The organism is Brevibacterium spongiae, assembly GCF_026168515.1.
GTDB classification, from domain to species: domain Bacteria; phylum Actinomycetota; class Actinomycetes; order Actinomycetales; family Brevibacteriaceae; genus Brevibacterium; species Brevibacterium spongiae.
In genome coordinates this window covers 3,449,271-3,463,986 of sequence record NZ_CP093443.1, presented here as the reverse complement: position 1 = coordinate 3,463,986, position 14,716 = coordinate 3,449,271, and the positions used below count along the sequence as shown (strand labels likewise).

Genomic DNA, 14,716 nt, shown 5'->3' with positions numbered 1-14,716 from the left:
CGAAGGTGAAAAATGACAGTACTCGTCGGTTACGTCAACAACCCCGCCGGACATGCCGCCCTCGACGCCGGCATCGAGCAGGCGAAGAAGGACGGTTTGGAGCTGGTCGTCGTCAATGCCTCACGGTCGGCCCAGCGCAATGACTCCTACCGTCTCGGCGAGGGTGAGCTCGCGTCTGTGAAGGACTATCTGGGCAGGTCGGGAGTGGAATTCCGCGTCCTGACGATGGGCAGCGAATACGACCCGGCCGAGCAGATCCTCGACACCGCCACCGAGGTGGGGGCCGAGCTGATCGTGCTCGGAACCAGGAAGCGGACACCGGTCGGGAAGTTCCTTCTGGGATCGACGATCCAGAAGGTCATCCTCGACGCCGTGGTGCCCGTGCTCTGCGTGAAGGCCGCACACTGACGGAGTGAGTCTTGGTCTCAGCCGAGCTTTTCCATGATGAGATCGGCGTTGACATGCGCGCCGGCGAGCACGCCGCTCGCTGTGCTGGCGACGACCATCGCCGACATGTCTGCGCTGTTGCCGACCGCCCACACGCCCGGCACATCGGTCTGGCCGGCCATCTGCGTGGGAATGAAGCTGCCCATTCCGCTCGGATGGTCGATGACCTCGCCGCCGAGCTGGGAGAACAATTCGGCATTCGCTCGCGCATACGTGCCGACTGCCAGCGCGTCGAAGACGAGCTCATGCGCAGCGCTGGCTGTGTGGGTTGGTCCTGCTGCCCCCACCGAGACGATGGTTTCCGAATCGGTGCGGGCCACCTCGGTGATGGCGGCGTCGACATACTCGATGTCGAGCTTCTCCAGCATCTCCGACTGCTGCGCATCAGGTGCGGCAGCATTGTGACGAACAAACGTGACAGTGTCGCTGAGCTGGGAGAACAGCATCGCCTGGTGGTAGGACATAGCGGTCGTGCCGATGATGCCGATGCGCTGCCCGCGCACCTCGTACCCATGGCAGTAGGGGCAGTGGAGGACGGTCTCGCCCCACTCTGCGGCGAGCCCCGGGATGTCGGGAAGCGCATCGCTCAATCCGGTCGCGATGATGACGCGGCGGGCCGCTATCACCACCCCCGCCGAGGTGGTCAGTTCGAATCGATGGGACGGAGCCGCCTCGGCGGGGTGATCACTGTCTTCGATCGTGCTGCCGGGCAAGTTGTCTGTGGCACCGTTCGGAACGGCTGAGGCACCGTTCGGATCGGCTGCGTGCGCGTGGGTCACGGTCGCGTCGATGAAGCTGACTCCGTACCCCTCCGCCTCGGCGCGGCCTTTCGCGATGAGTTCTCGCGGGTTGATGCCCTCCTGGCCGAGGACGTTATGTGCATGCGCGCTCGGCGCATTGCGCGGCTGACCCGAGTCGATGACGACGACGGAGCGCAGTGATCGTGCCAGGGCGACCGAGGCGGCGAGTCCGGCGACCCCTCCGCCGATGACGGCCACGTCGAAGGCTTGGCGAGCGAGGGAGTCAGGGGAGTTCGAGGCGGATGGATGTGAGGTATCGGGTGCGGCCGGATTGGCTGGGGTGCTCGGTGCGGCTGCGTTATCGGGGTTGCGTGGTGCGGCTGCGTTGGCAGGGGTGCTTGGTGCGGACATGATGCTCCTTGGAGTGGGTGATCGAATCGCACAAGGCGCTTCGATCGGATTCGTGGTGTCTATGAGCATGTGACACCCAGACGCAACTCTGCAAACTGGTTTGCAGAATCGGCAAATTCTGCGATGCTATGAGCATGACTGAGCACAACCATTGGGAGAATCGGGCCGGTATGCGGGCGGTGGGATCGACGCCCGTAGCAGGAACGGCATCGGCATCGGGTTCGGCTGCGGTGGTGGGATCGGCCGCGTCAGCAGGATCGGCGCCGGAGGATCCGCAGCGGGCCATCCAACAGTCATTGGCCGGAGTCGGTGCGCGACTGCGCGGTCTGCGGCAGGGGCAGGGGCGCACCCTCGACGAGGTGGCAGAGCTGTCCGGAATGTCGACGAGCACTCTGTCTCGGCTGGAGTCGGGCAAGCGCAAGCCCAGCCTCGAACTGCTGCTGCCGCTGGCCGGAGTCTACGGGCTGCCGCTCGATGAGCTGGTGGGGACTCCGCCGATCGGGGATCCGCGCATCCACATCTCGCCGAGGAAGTTCCACGATCAGACCATCCTGCCGCTCAGCCGTGGAGCCATCGGTGTGCAGGCTTTCAAGCACATCGTCGACGGGAAGCAGACGCCGAAGCTCGGTTCCCTGAAGACTCATCCCGGATTCGAATGGGTCTACGTGATCAGGGGGAGGCTCACGCTCATCCTCGGTGACCGGACCATGACCCTCAGTGCTGGCGAAGCCGCGGAGTTCGACACCCGGACTCCGCACTGGTTCGGGGGAGCGGACGAGAACGGCGTCGAATACCTCAGTCTCTTCGGCCCGGAGGGGCAGCGCGTCCATATGAAGAGCTGACGACGGAGGGTCTTCGCGCGAGATCGTCTCGCTTAGTGTTCTCATGAGTCGACCGCGAGCGGCTCTGTGTCAGACGACCGGGGGCGGCCCTGCGCCGGCGACAGGCGACGGCTCTGTGATGCTCCTATAGATGTCAAACTGTTTCGAGCAGATATTTTCGGTACTCATCAGCTAATTCGTCATTGCGAGTCAGTCCGCGTTCGAGCCGTGAGATCGTGGTCTCCCACGTACTGAAATACTCGGCAACTGTCTTCAGCGTTATCTTCCTCGACTTCCGCAACGGCCGCAGATCGTCAATTGTTGGCACGGCAGGTGGATCGGTGATCAGGGAATACACCTCGTTGGCGACGTATCGCTTCAGGCACCGCATGCTTTCCTTCTTTGTCTTGCCCTCTGCTATCCGACGGGCCACATACTCCTTCGTGCGCGGATCATTAGACATCCTGGACTTCACGATGTCGTACAGCGCACTGTTGGCCTGCCTGTCACCACCCCGGTTGAGCCTGTGGCGATTCGTTTTCCCCGACGAGGCTTGCAACGGACTGGTCCCGCACAGGGCCGCGAACGCAGCCTTCGACGTAATGCGCTCCGGGTTCTCGCCCGCGGTCACTAGCAACCTGGCAGCGGAGACCGGGCCGATGCCCTTCGCCGCTGCTAGTGCGGGGGCGACGTCTTTCGTGAGGGCATCGAGTTGGTCGTACGCGGTGTCGATCTCGTCGGTGAGGAACTCGATACGCAGTGACAGCCGGCGCAGGGCTATTCCGAGGTGATCATCGATGACTGGTTGGGTTGCGATGAGGGCGGCGTGGAGGTCATCACCGGTCAGTCCGGCGTATTGCTCCCGGACGACGGCTGGTGCGGTGGTGAGGAAATGGATGATCTGTGTGGTGGCGGCTGTGCGTGCCTTCATCGCGGTCGTCCGGGCCTTCAAGAGCATGCGGATGCCGTCGATGGCTCCGCCGAGGAGCTTGGGGACTGGGAGGTCATCGCCGTCGGCGGCGACGGTCTTGGCTGCGGAGTAGGCGTCGATGGGGTCAGACTTCCCGCCCCGGCGGGTTTGTCTGTTGGGACGAATGACTTCCTTGACGGTGATGTTGTGTGTGCGCAGGTAGGCGGTGATGCCGGCACCGTAGGAGGCGGTGCCTTCGATACCGATGGCGATGATGGTGCCGAAGGTGAGGACGAAGTCGAGCAGTGCTTGGTATCCGGTGCTGGTGGTGGGGAATTCTTTGTCGGCGAGTTTCTTGCCGACTTCGTTGATGATGCCGACGTGGTTCGTGTTCTGGTGGGTGTCGATACCGGCGTACACATTCGGTTGTGGTGCTGTCATGATGGTGTCTGCCTCTTCCATTGGACTGGTGGGGGTGAGGGCCAGTCGGTCGGGCAGACAGGACGTAGACGAGACTCCGTGGTCGCGGAGTCACGCTCCTATGAGGTCATGTCCCCACCGGCTGGTTCTCTTCGGTGGGTGACAAAGCTCCCGGTGGACTGATCACAGGAAAGACACCACGGGGTGGGTCAGTCAGAGCCTGGGTCACACCGGGAACCTGTCTCTAACATTCTCTACGTCAGTGCCGCCACGTAGGGTGGATTCCACTCAAGCGACGGACGCGCCGTCACCTGCACCGAAGTGGCTGAATCTGCGATCCGCGTCGCGGTTTGCAACCATCTCGCCTCGCCGAGAACTATCTTCAATCAACCTCTCTAAATCGTATCTACTCGAACATTACGAAAAATAATTCAGATAAACAGATTGAAAGTATGGTATTTGTTCGAATCATGAATTAGAATAAGACTAGCCGAAGACATCAACGATGATGAACGGACACAGAGAACATGGCTCTCATCCCCGACCGTAGGCATAACGAACAGAACGACGATGACGCTCATTCGGCGTCATCTGAAGCAGCTCAATCCGTTTCCCTAGAACCCGCTTGTTCGGAAGCTGCATCCCCGGAAGCGATTGGCGACACTGGCCCGACCTATCGTGAGCTCCTCGAGCAGGCCGGCCTCGACCTGACCGGGCACCCGCTCGCCGACCGTTTCGACGGCATCGCCGACGAGTCGGAAACGCTCGATCTCACTTCCGAACTCGACCCCGCTTCTGGCTTTGTTTCCGACTCCACCTCTGGTGTTGCTTCCGACTCCGCTGACAATGACTCGGCAGGAAGCCGGTCGACGCTTCAGGGCAGCGACTTCCGCAAAGGAGAAGGCCTGTGGACGCGCAGGCGGACCGAGCCTCAGACGGAGGCCGAGATCAAAGCATGCGTAGAAGAGATCGAAGCGCGTCAGGCCGCATGGATGAAGAAGAAGCGCGAAGAGGGAGAGACCCCCGAACAGCGTGCCGCGCGAGAAGAACGCGAGGCACGCGAGGAACTCGAGGCGGAGCTGCGTCGCGAGGCGATCGCACGCGAAGGCGCAGAGCTGGACGCCAAATTCGCCCGGTTCGATGAAGAGCAGCAGAAGAGGCGCGAAGCTGAGCTTGCGGCGGAGGAAGAGCGTGCAGAACGGTACAGAGCCGTGACCGAACGCCTCGAGTCCGAAGGCGCTGCAGCGGTTTCCGACGGGGCCTCGACCGCAGCGGTTGAGACTGCGGGCACCGGCGACAACGGCGCGGTGGTGAACACGCACCCGCTGCTCGACGAGTACCGCTGGTCGGACCTCAAGCACATTGCTCCCGAGGTCACTGACAGCGTCGAAAAGCTGCAGCGCATGCTGGGCGAGCTCAGCGATTTTACTCGCCCGATGGGTCCTGACGATGCTGTGGTCATGCTCGACGGTCTCGAGACGCTCGGCCGCCTGACTGAATCCCTGTTCGTGGTAACGCTTTCAGTGTTCGAGCGCGTCGGGACTCCGCGCGACTACGGTGCCAAGTCGACGAGGATGCTGATCCAGCACCGCCTCAACGTGTCCGCACAGGAAGCCAGCCGCAGAACCCAGCTCGCCGAGCACCTCGGCAAGCGCACCGCCATGAGCGGGGAGTCGATCGAGCCGGAATTCCCGACCTTGTCCGCGGCCCTGCGGGATGGGGCTCTGTCGTCCAACCAGGCGACGACGATCATCAAGTGTCTGAAGTCTCTGCCGCCCAGGGTCTCCGGCGAAGACCGGCTCAAGGCCGAGCGTCTGCTCGTGGAAAAGGCGCCGAGTGTTCGAGTGCGTGACATCCACGCACTCTTCGAGGAGATTCTCGGCTGGATCGACCCCGACGGGCAGGAGCCCCAGGACGCAGCCGACAGGGAGGACTTCAACGTCAACCTTCGCCAGCTCAAGGACGGAACCTGGACGCTCAAAGGCCGTCTCGACGCGGAGACCGGTGGAGTCCTCAATGGACTGCTCACCTCGAGGATAAAGGCCGATGGCAAGTCGGAAGCAGGCACCGGTGAAGAGGGAGTCGAAAGCAACCCCGAGACAACCGACGCCAGTGACGAGCCAGCAGACAGCGATCAGCCCATCGTCGACACGTTCAACGAGGTGCTGAGCGGCGATCGCTCCGACTGCCTGGACCCCTCGCTCGACTTCACACAGCCGCAGATGGGCGGGAACGGCGAGATTCCCAAAGGGGCCGGGGTACGGGAGGATGGCACGCTCGTCGCAATGGCCGAGCAGCAGCCGAGCGTGCGCCAGCGCATCTACGAACGCTTCTCCAGCCTCGTCGGAAGCATCGAGATGAACCGGATCAAAGCCGGCGCAGCCTATGCTCTGGTTGTCAATGCCAAGGCAGAAGACCTCGCTACCATGACCGGCAAAGCCGTGACCGGGGTTGAAGCTCCGTTCCCGATAACCTCGGCCGCACTCGAAGGCCTCAACGGTTCGGTGTTCTTCCACCTTATGGGTGAGAAAGCCAAGTCGATGGCGCTGGCAACAGAACGGAGGCTGGCGACCGAGAAGCAACTGGCGATCCTCGCCAGCCGCGATCAAGGATGCACCTTCCCCGGATGTGACACGCCTCCCGGATGGTGCGAAGCCCACCACATCGTCCCCTGGGCGGACGAAGGCAAGACGGACGTCAACAACCTCACGTTGGCATGCGGCGCCCATCACCACCTGATCGACAAGTCCGATTGGTATTGCGAAATGCTCTTCGACGGTCGGCCGGCGTGGGTGCCGCCGGCGTCTCTTGACCCCGCGAGAAAGCCGATCCTCCACGCACGCTTCATCGCGCGCGAGATCGGAGAGACGCTCTTCAACTGAACACCGACGGCACGTCGTTCGGTCGCACAGATGTACGCCGGACGACAACTTCCCTCTGCCCGGAATGGTCCTGCCTGTGGTTGGCGCGTTGGCGGAATGAACCTGCCAGCAACACTGTTGACCCGGTATGAAGCTTTCCATCCTTGACCTGATCTCTGTCCGCAAGGGACAGACCACCGCAGATTCGTTCGCTGCATCAAAGCAGATCATCGAAACTGCTGACAAGCTCGGTTTCGTCCGCTATTGGGTCGCAGAGCACCACAACATGCCGTCCATCGCGTCGACGATGCCGGGGCCGGAACTCATGTATCTCGGTCAAGGAACCGAACGCATCCGTCTCGGATCCGGCGGAGTCATGTTGCCCAACCATGCACCTCTGGCCGTAGCCGAACTCTTCGCTCTGCTCTCTGCGGTCTATGGGGATCGCATCGACCTGGGAATCGGTCGTGCACCCGGGACCGACCCCGTCACTTCAGCGGCAATGCGCGGCCACCTCGGTGAGGGTCGGATGGTCGACCGTGAAGGAAATACGATCGACCCGGTGCAGCAGTTCCCACAGCACGTGATCGACACTCTCAGCCTGATGCAGCCCGACGGTCTGCGAGTCCCGCTGCATGGTGGACGCGAACATGTGCTCAAAGCGACTCCCGCCGCAGTTCCCGGCACACAGCCGCTGCCATGGCTGCTCGGATCCTCCGGATACTCGGCCCGACTGGCAGCCGAGCTGGGCATGCCCTACGTCTTCGCGAACCACTTCGCCTCCGGTGCGACCACCGGAATGAAGATCTACCGCGACAACTTCACCCCCGGCGCCTACGGAGACGAACCACAGACCTTCGTCACCGCCAACGTCGTCGTGGCACCCACTGAAGAAGAAGCACAGCTGCGTTCAGAGCCGTTCATGCTGCAGATGTCACGCATGCGCACTGGTGGGCCGATGGAGAAGCTGCACTTGGCAGGCGAGGATGTCCGCTCCGTTATGAGCGACGGTGAGCGCATGGTCGGCGAAGAGCTTGCGAGCAACTGGATCATCGGCGACCCGAAATCCGCAGCCGCCCAGCTCGAGGAACTCGCCGAACGATTCGAAGTCGATGAAATCATGATCCAGCCGATCGCCGGAGCCATGGACGGTGAAGACCTGCGCGAAGACCCGGGTCGAACCCAGACGATCGAACTCCTCGCCGATGAGCTTCTCGATCCCGCAGATGCGCTCAACACCAAGGAACGGCTCAACACCGTGGTCGACGCCTGAAGCGTTGAAGCCTGATGCCAGCGCGCCCCACCTGAAATCAGCGTGCCCCGTCTGACGCCAGCGCGCCCTACCTGCCGCCAGCGTATCCCGCCTGAAACCAGTGCATCTCGCCCGAAAAACCAGTGGGCCGAGTCGTTGAACCTCAGTCGATCGATGCGGAGCCGAGGTCTCGGCTCCGCATCGATTCGAGCAAGTGGACTTCAAACTGCGGGCTGATCGGGTTATCCTGTCACAGTGTCATGATTGCTGGCAGTCATCAGACAGCCAGTAGAATTGCCACCGTGCTGTGACTCGAAGTCGGCGCGATCACCCTCTCGAGGGAGACCGCGTCAGCAGCGAAAACAGTACGCCGAGTGCGCTTGCGCAACTTCGGAGACTTCCCCCACGCGGGCCCTGCGTCCGCAGACCGAAAGAGAAATAATGCGTACCAAAATTGCTGTTTCGGCAGCACTTGGGGTCGGACTGGTTTTCGGCGCCGGTGCTCCCGCAATGTCGAGTAGTCTCACCAAGGCCGATGCCGAGAAGACATCTGACATCTCGGCGGGCGTCGTTCCCGGCCAAGAACTCGAACGGATCACCGACGGAAAAATCGAAAAGGGCGAAACGGCATACGTCGATGTCACAGTGGCGACGCTGTGGACCGACCCGAAGGCCCCACGCAAAGTGGACAAGCCTGCCCTCAGCCACCCCGTCGACCTCGATAAGTGGAACAAGAACCTCAAATCCACCGATGTGCGGCGCGGACTGACCGGCAAGACCGAAACGCAGGCGACTTACGGTTCGGAAGTCACCGTCCTCGAGACCAAGGGCAGCTGGGCCAAAGTCGCCGTCGCGGACCAGAAGACCCCGAAGAACAAAAAGGGCTACCCCGGCTGGCTGCCGACGAAGCAGCTGGTCGAGAACGATCGCTTCGGAAAGCTCCGCGATGAGCAGCCCCGCGCCGTCGTGACCACACCCAAGAGTGAGCTCACCGGCATCGAGTTCACCAAGGACACCGGTGCTGACATCAGCTTCAATGTCGACTTGCCGCTCATCGCTCAAGACGTCGATGACGTCCGCGTTGCCCTCCCCGGAGGCGGAGCCGCCTGGGTCGACATCGACGATGTCGATGTCTACGACGTCGATGGGAAACCAGAGAAGCCCAGCGGCAACGACCTCGTGAAGACCGCGAAGCAGTTCGACGGACTCCGCTACCTGTGGGCCGGTGTCTCCGCCTACGGTTACGACTGCTCCGGATTCACCTACTCGATCTACAAAGCCCATGGCATCGACCTGCCCCGCGACTCGGGAGAACAGGCGAAGGCCGGCAAAGCCGTGTCGTCATCGAACCTCAAAGCAGGCGACCTGCTCTTCTTCTCGACTCCTTCGGGCACCGTCCACCACGTCGGTATGTACATCGGCGATGGCAAGATGATCCACTCGCCGAACGCATCGAAGGACGTCTACGTCACCGATTGGAAGAAGTGGGATTCGGGCAACGAATTCTCAGGAGCCCGCCGAATCCTCTGATCCCACGATCACCGCTGGTACACAGTCCAGCCGACGCCGAAAGCTGACTCACAGTCGGCAGTCACACCAGATGGCCGGTGCCCCAAAGTGGGGTACCGGCCATCTGGTGTCTCAGCGACGAATAGCTTCAGCCGCGAAAAAACTCATTGCCGAAAAATCCCGGCGATGTGAAGCCTCAGTGCTGAAAAGCGGCTGCATTGAGAATTTTCGGTGCCGAAAAGCCTCAGTGGCGAGAACTCTGCGTCGACTTGAGGAAGATTGCGCGAGCCAGGTCGTCGCGGCGTTCGATCACCAGACGGCGCAGAGCTGCAGGCGCATCAGGGTTCGCTGCCAGCCAGATATCGGTCTTCTCGACGACGTCATCCTCGTAGACCGACCACTTCGGGTAGAGACCCAGCACCAAGCGACGCGCGATCTCGATCGAATTGTCCGTCCAGAATCCCAGCAGCCCCGCGAAATACTCATCGACGTAGTCTTCGATGAGCGGCAGCGCACTCGGCGCGATGAACCCGGCGATGATCGCCGAGAGCACATCATTGCTCAGCGCGCCCGCCTCGCGGATGGCCTCCCATGCGCGGATCTTGACGATCGGCAGGGGCAGAGCGGCGCTGGCCGTTTCGGCGTGAAGCCTGCCCGAGGAGCTCGGATCCGACTGGTTCTCCCGCGCAATGTCCGTCTGATCCGCCCATCCGAGGCACACGAGTGCAGTGAGCGCATTCCACCGCAGCGCATGATCGTTGACGAGACCGCGGAACGGCAGCGTCGCAGTCGAATGCTCGGCCCCGCCAGAGCCACGAGCCCCGCCAGATCCGCCAGAACCACCGGCCCCGCCAGATCCGCCAGAACCACCGGCCCCGCCAGATCCGCCAGAACCATCGGCCGCCTCGGCGTTCTGACCAGGAGCCTGCGGATACATGCGGTCGATCTCCTCACCGACCGGCACAGCGAGGATCTGACTGGCGAATCCGCGCCCCATCGCCACCGCCGAACTTCCGTCCGCGCACCGCGCCGTGCGCGAAGTCAGCGCCAGCACGAGGTTCGCCAGATGCAGCTGAGCATCGGATCCTGCCTTCGCTGCCGCCAGCGCATCGAGCGCCGCCCCGAGCAGACCCGTGATCGCAATATCGAAATTCCGATCCGCCACCCACTGATCGATGCAGGTCAGAGCCGTTTGACTGAGACCGGCCATGATCCCCGCGTGGCTCTCCTTGCCGAGGCTGCGAGCATAGGCAGTCAGATACTTCTGCACCGGCATGAGGCCATCGCGGACCGCATTGTCCAACGCCGACCACACCAGAGCCCGCGACAGGGGATCGGTGATCCGTGACGCCGAGGTGACCGCCGCCTCCGTCGATTCCGGGTCCAGTCGCACACGCGCATAGTCGAGATCGCTGTAGTTGAGCAGAGTGATCACGCCGGCGCTGCGCCCGATGAGAGGCTCGACCTCGGCGGTTTCGGTGGAGAACTCGAACCGGAACGTATCGAGCGGCACGATCTCCCGTCCCGACCGGCCGAGCGTGGCGATCTCGAATGTATGCGGACGCAGCAGAGCCGCACCCTCGGCCGAATCGGCCTGAGTGATGGTGGCGCGAGTGATCGTCTCGGACCCGGTCCGTCGCCGAGGCGGCTCGACCTCTGCCTCCGGCGCGGAGTTCCCTGCCCGGGAGTTTCCCCGCACGGAACCGTCCGACGCAGCCCCGTCCGTCCTGGCACCGGCCGCATTCTCGTCAATGTCGGGACTGCGCAGCCGCGCTCCCGTGCTCGAGGCTACGCGCACCCCGCTTCTCGCACCGTACGCCGGGGTCTGAGTCCCGTTTCCGGTCGATGCCGACGTCGAAGCCGACGTCGATGCTGACGACGAAGCCATCGACGAATCGGACGTGGTCAGCTGCAGGGACAGCTCGGATACTCCGGAGGTGCCCAGCCACGCGCTCGCCCAGCTGGCGATGTCACGGTCGGGAGCCGCCTCGGCGAGGCATTCGAGGAAGTCCGCGAGCTCGGTGTTGCCGTACTCGAACCGCTTGAAATACAACCTCGACCCGGCGAAGAACTCGTCCCGGCCGACGAACGCGACGAGCTGCTTGAGCACGGACGCGCCCTTGGCGTAGGTGATGCCGTCGAAGTTGAGCTTCGCGGCCTCGACATCGGGGATGTCGGCGACGATCGGGTGCGTCGTCGGGTACAGGTCCTGCGTGTACGCCCACGCCTTGCGCCGCAGCGCGAAGGTCACCCAGCCGTCGGTGAATCGGGTCGCCTCGGCGAGTGCCAGCCCGCCCATATAGTCGGCGAAGGACTCCTTGAGCCACAGGTCGTCCCACCATTTCATCGTCACGAGGTCGCCGAACCACATGTGCGCCATCTCGTGCAGGATGACGTTCGCGCGTGACTCGTAGTTCGCGTCGGTGACCTTGTCCCGGAAGATCAGCGAGTCGGTGAACGTCACCAGTCCCGGATTCTCCATCGCGCCGAGGTTGTACTCGGGAACGAAGATCTGATCGTACTTCCCCCATGGGTACGGGTAGTCGAATTCCGAGGTGAAGAAGTCGAGGCCCGCCTTTGTGATCGCGAAGATATCGTCGGCGTCGAGGTGATCGACGAGGCTGGCCCGCGTCCATGCGCCCAGCTGCACGGTCTGCCCGGTGTTCGGGTCCGTCCATTCGTCGGTCGCCCCTTCATAGGGTCCGGCGGTGATGCAGGTGATGTAGCTCGACTGCTTGAGCGTCGGTTCGAAATGGTGCGTGACCGCCGACGCTGACCTCGTGTCGTGGGAGCCCGCCGCCGAGGTGGTCCCGGCCGAACCGCCGGCCGGTTGAGTGCGCGCTTCGGCCCGATTCGACAGGACCTGGAAGTGGGCGGGCGCTGTCACGGAGAACGTGAATGGGGCCTTGAGATCGGGCTGGTCGAAGTTCGCGAACACCCGCCTGGCATCGGTGGGTTCGTACTGCGTATAGAGGTAGACCTTGCCGTCGGCCGGGTCGGTGAAGCGATGCAGGCCCTCACCCGACGTCGAATAGCGGGCCTGCGCCTCGACGGTGAGGCTGTTGCGGCCCGCGCGGACGGGGAACGTGACACGCGCACCGTCGAACACCTCGGTGGGGGAGAGGGGCTGACCGTTGACATAGACGGAGGAGACGGAGTCGGCGATGAGGTCGATGAATGTCGAATCTGCGAAACGAGCGGTGAAGTCGACGACCGTGCGCGTGAGGTAAGTGCTGTCATCGGTCTCGGCATTGCTGACATCGATGTGAACCGTATAGGCATCGACCTCGAGCAGCTGTGTCCGGCTCTGCGCTTCGTTTCGTGTGAGATTCGTTGTCATTCAATAGCCTCCTCGGCGCACAGACTTTAGCATGCCACATTTCCGGTACTCTGAGTACAGCACCGGCGAACGGCAGAGGGGACTGATGGCGGAGACTCGAGTCAGCGAACTGCCTCGGCGGGGTTTCAACATCGTCTCCCACCGCCTGCGGTTGGGGTTCAAGCGCGTGTGGGTGAATTCCGGCCAGCTGATCCAGATCCCCATCGCTGCGACCGCCGCCTATGCCTTCTGCGTCTACGTGCTCGGCCACCCATATCCGTTCCTCGCCGCAGTCGCCTCCGCCGTCGGCATCGGCCCTGTCGTCGACCGGCGACTGCGCCGCGCTCTGGAGATCGGCATCGGCGCGACGTTCGGGGTGCTCGTGGGCGAGATCCTCGTCAACGTCTACGGAACCGGAATCTGGCAGCTCGCGCTGACTCTGATCATCGGCCTGGTGATCGGCACGATCCTCAACTCCGGCGGCATCTTCATCACCCAGATCGCAGTGCAGTCCGTCTACGTCGTCGTGGTCCCGGCCACCGCCACGTCCATGCCGTTCCCGCGCACCCTCGACGCGCTGACCGGATCCGTGTGCGCGATTCTGCTGGCTCTGCTCATTCCGCGCGATGCCAGAAAGGTTCCCCGACGCCTGGCCGCGGACATGCTCGAGGAGGTCGACGCCATCCTCAGGATGATGAAACGGGCTCTGGGCGAGGCAGATTCGACGATGGCCAACCGGGCCCTCGAACGTGCCCGCGAAACCCAGGACATCATCGACTCCTGGGGCTCGTCGCTGCGGGTCTCCCGTGAGGCTGCGAAGATCAATGCGCGTGCCCGTCGCCATGCCGCCGAGGTGACCCGACTGTCCCGCGCCCACACCTTCTCCGATCGGGCGATGCGCACCATGCGGGTGATTGCCCGCCGCGTCGTGGGTGTCACCGAGCTGGGTGTCGGCAAACCCGTCATCGCCGACTATGTCGGCTCCTTGGCCGACGGGGCGAAGAAGCTCGAGATCGCGTTGCGTCGCGGTACCGATCGTTCCCTCGCCGAGGCGGCCCTGTCCGAAGCGGCGGGCACTCTGGATCCGCGGGCGAAGTCCGATTGGGACATCCACGACGAATCGATGGTCCTGCTCCTGCGGACCGTCGCCGTCGACCTGCTTCAGGCCGCTGGACTCACGCGTGAGGAAGCGCAGTCTCGACTCCCGCCACTGGCCGAGAACGCCGATGATGAGTCAGGTCCGGCCGTCGAATAGTCGTCGAATGGCTGAGTCGAGAGTCGGACGGCTGTCCCGAGGCAGTTAGGGAGCTCCCAGAGCGATGGGGTTCCGGGTCAGCTGCTCTCGACGACGAAGACGGCATTCGTGCCGGGTTTGAGTGCCGTGAAACGATGCGGCTGATCGCCCGGATGCGTGAGGTAGTCACCGACACCGAGCTCATACGTCTGACCGAGGACCTCGATGCGAGCAGCCCCGTTGCCGAGGATGACATGTTCGATCGTCCCCTGCGGATGCGGTTGGGACGTCCTCGGCTCACCCGGTTCGGCCTGGATGAAGTAGATGTCGCGGCGTGCGTTCGTCGGCGATGGTGACAGCAGCGTCGCCACATAGTTCGCTGTCGTCGACGGCAGGCTCGGCATATCTCCGACGTGCTGCAGCGCGATTTCGTGTGTGGGCGGGTCGAGGAGGCGGGCCAGGGGGATGTCGAGTGCGGCGGCCAGCGCCCACATCGTCTCGAGGCTCGGGTTTCCGCTGCCGGTTTCGAGCCCGGACATCGTTGACTTGCCGATGCCTGCACGCCGCGCGACCTCCGAGAGCGAGAGACCGGCGCGCAGACGTTCCCGCTTGAGTGCCGCGGCGATCTGCTCGCTGGGCGAGAGCGTCGGAGACGACTCGAAACTGTCCGGCAGAACAGCGGCGTCCTGTGGCACAGCAGTGTCCTGCGCGGGGTCGTGGCGTCGTGAACTCATGTGTTCACTATAACGTCAAAGTCGTTCGAGTTGACGAACGAACGGCAGGAGTGCACTG

At 63.1% G+C, this 14,716-nt stretch carries 10 protein-coding genes; 6 read left to right on the top strand and 4 right to left on the bottom strand.

The genetic code is table 11. From position 1 onward, the window contains the following. Nucleotides 1-12 precede the first annotated feature (12 nt). Nucleotides 13-408 carry a universal stress protein gene (locus L1F31_RS15630; protein WP_265418155.1) on the top strand — a complete coding sequence of 132 codons (396 nt, stop codon included), beginning with the start codon at nucleotides 13-15 and terminating at the stop codon, nucleotides 406-408. A gap of 17 nt (nucleotides 409-425) precedes the next feature. On the opposite strand, the gene L1F31_RS15625 is transcribed toward L1F31_RS15630, so the two are convergent. Continuing rightward, a complete protein-coding gene (locus L1F31_RS15625) occupies nucleotides 426-1,598 on the bottom strand; it encodes an NAD(P)/FAD-dependent oxidoreductase (RefSeq protein WP_265418154.1) in 1,173 nt (390 codons plus the stop codon). 134 nt (nucleotides 1,599-1,732) lie between these two features. On the opposite strand from L1F31_RS15625, the gene L1F31_RS15620 reads away from it, so the two are divergent. Then, a complete protein-coding gene (locus tag L1F31_RS15620) occupies nucleotides 1,733-2,440 on the top strand; it encodes a helix-turn-helix domain-containing protein (protein ID WP_265418153.1) in 708 nt (235 codons plus the stop codon). Nucleotides 2,441-2,573: 133 nt separating this feature from the next. On the opposite strand, the gene L1F31_RS15615 is transcribed toward L1F31_RS15620, so the two are convergent. Beyond that, nucleotides 2,574-3,770 (bottom strand): IS110 family RNA-guided transposase, encoded by a 1,197-nt coding sequence (locus L1F31_RS15615; protein ID WP_265418152.1) that lies wholly within the window; start codon nucleotides 3,768-3,770, stop codon nucleotides 2,574-2,576. A gap of 506 nt (nucleotides 3,771-4,276) precedes the next feature. Here L1F31_RS15615 and L1F31_RS15610 point away from each other — a divergent pair. From L1F31_RS15610 to L1F31_RS15600, 3 genes are all read left to right on the top strand, one after another. Continuing rightward, nucleotides 4,277-6,631, top strand: a complete 2,355-nt coding sequence (locus tag L1F31_RS15610; protein WP_265418151.1) for an HNH endonuclease signature motif containing protein — start codon at nucleotides 4,277-4,279, stop codon at nucleotides 6,629-6,631. A 127-nt stretch (nucleotides 6,632-6,758) separates the two neighbouring features. Next, nucleotides 6,759-7,883 carry an LLM class flavin-dependent oxidoreductase gene (locus L1F31_RS15605; protein ID WP_265418150.1) on the top strand — a complete coding sequence of 375 codons (1,125 nt, stop codon included), beginning with the start codon at nucleotides 6,759-6,761 and terminating at the stop codon, nucleotides 7,881-7,883. 489 nt (nucleotides 7,884-8,372) lie between these two features. Beyond that, complete coding sequence (locus L1F31_RS15600; RefSeq protein ID WP_265418149.1) at nucleotides 8,373-9,392, top strand: C40 family peptidase; 1,020 nt, start codon at nucleotides 8,373-8,375, stop codon at nucleotides 9,390-9,392. Nucleotides 9,393-9,615: 223 nt separating this feature from the next. Here the strand turns inward: L1F31_RS15600 and pepN are convergent, their stop codons facing one another. Beyond that, entirely contained in the window at nucleotides 9,616-12,711 is a 3,096-nt protein-coding gene (gene pepN, locus L1F31_RS15595; protein WP_265418148.1) for an aminopeptidase N, read from the bottom strand. An 85-nt stretch (nucleotides 12,712-12,796) separates the two neighbouring features. Between pepN and L1F31_RS15590 the strand changes: the two genes are divergently transcribed. Next, entirely contained in the window at nucleotides 12,797-13,945 is a 1,149-nt protein-coding gene (locus L1F31_RS15590) for an FUSC family protein (RefSeq protein WP_265418147.1), read from the top strand. Nucleotides 13,946-14,022: 77 nt separating this feature from the next. Here L1F31_RS15590 and L1F31_RS15585 read toward each other — a convergent pair whose 3' ends face one another. Beyond that, a complete protein-coding gene (locus tag L1F31_RS15585) occupies nucleotides 14,023-14,658 on the bottom strand; it encodes a helix-turn-helix domain-containing protein (RefSeq protein ID WP_265418146.1) in 636 nt (211 codons plus the stop codon). Nucleotides 14,659-14,716: the final 58 nt, after the last annotated feature.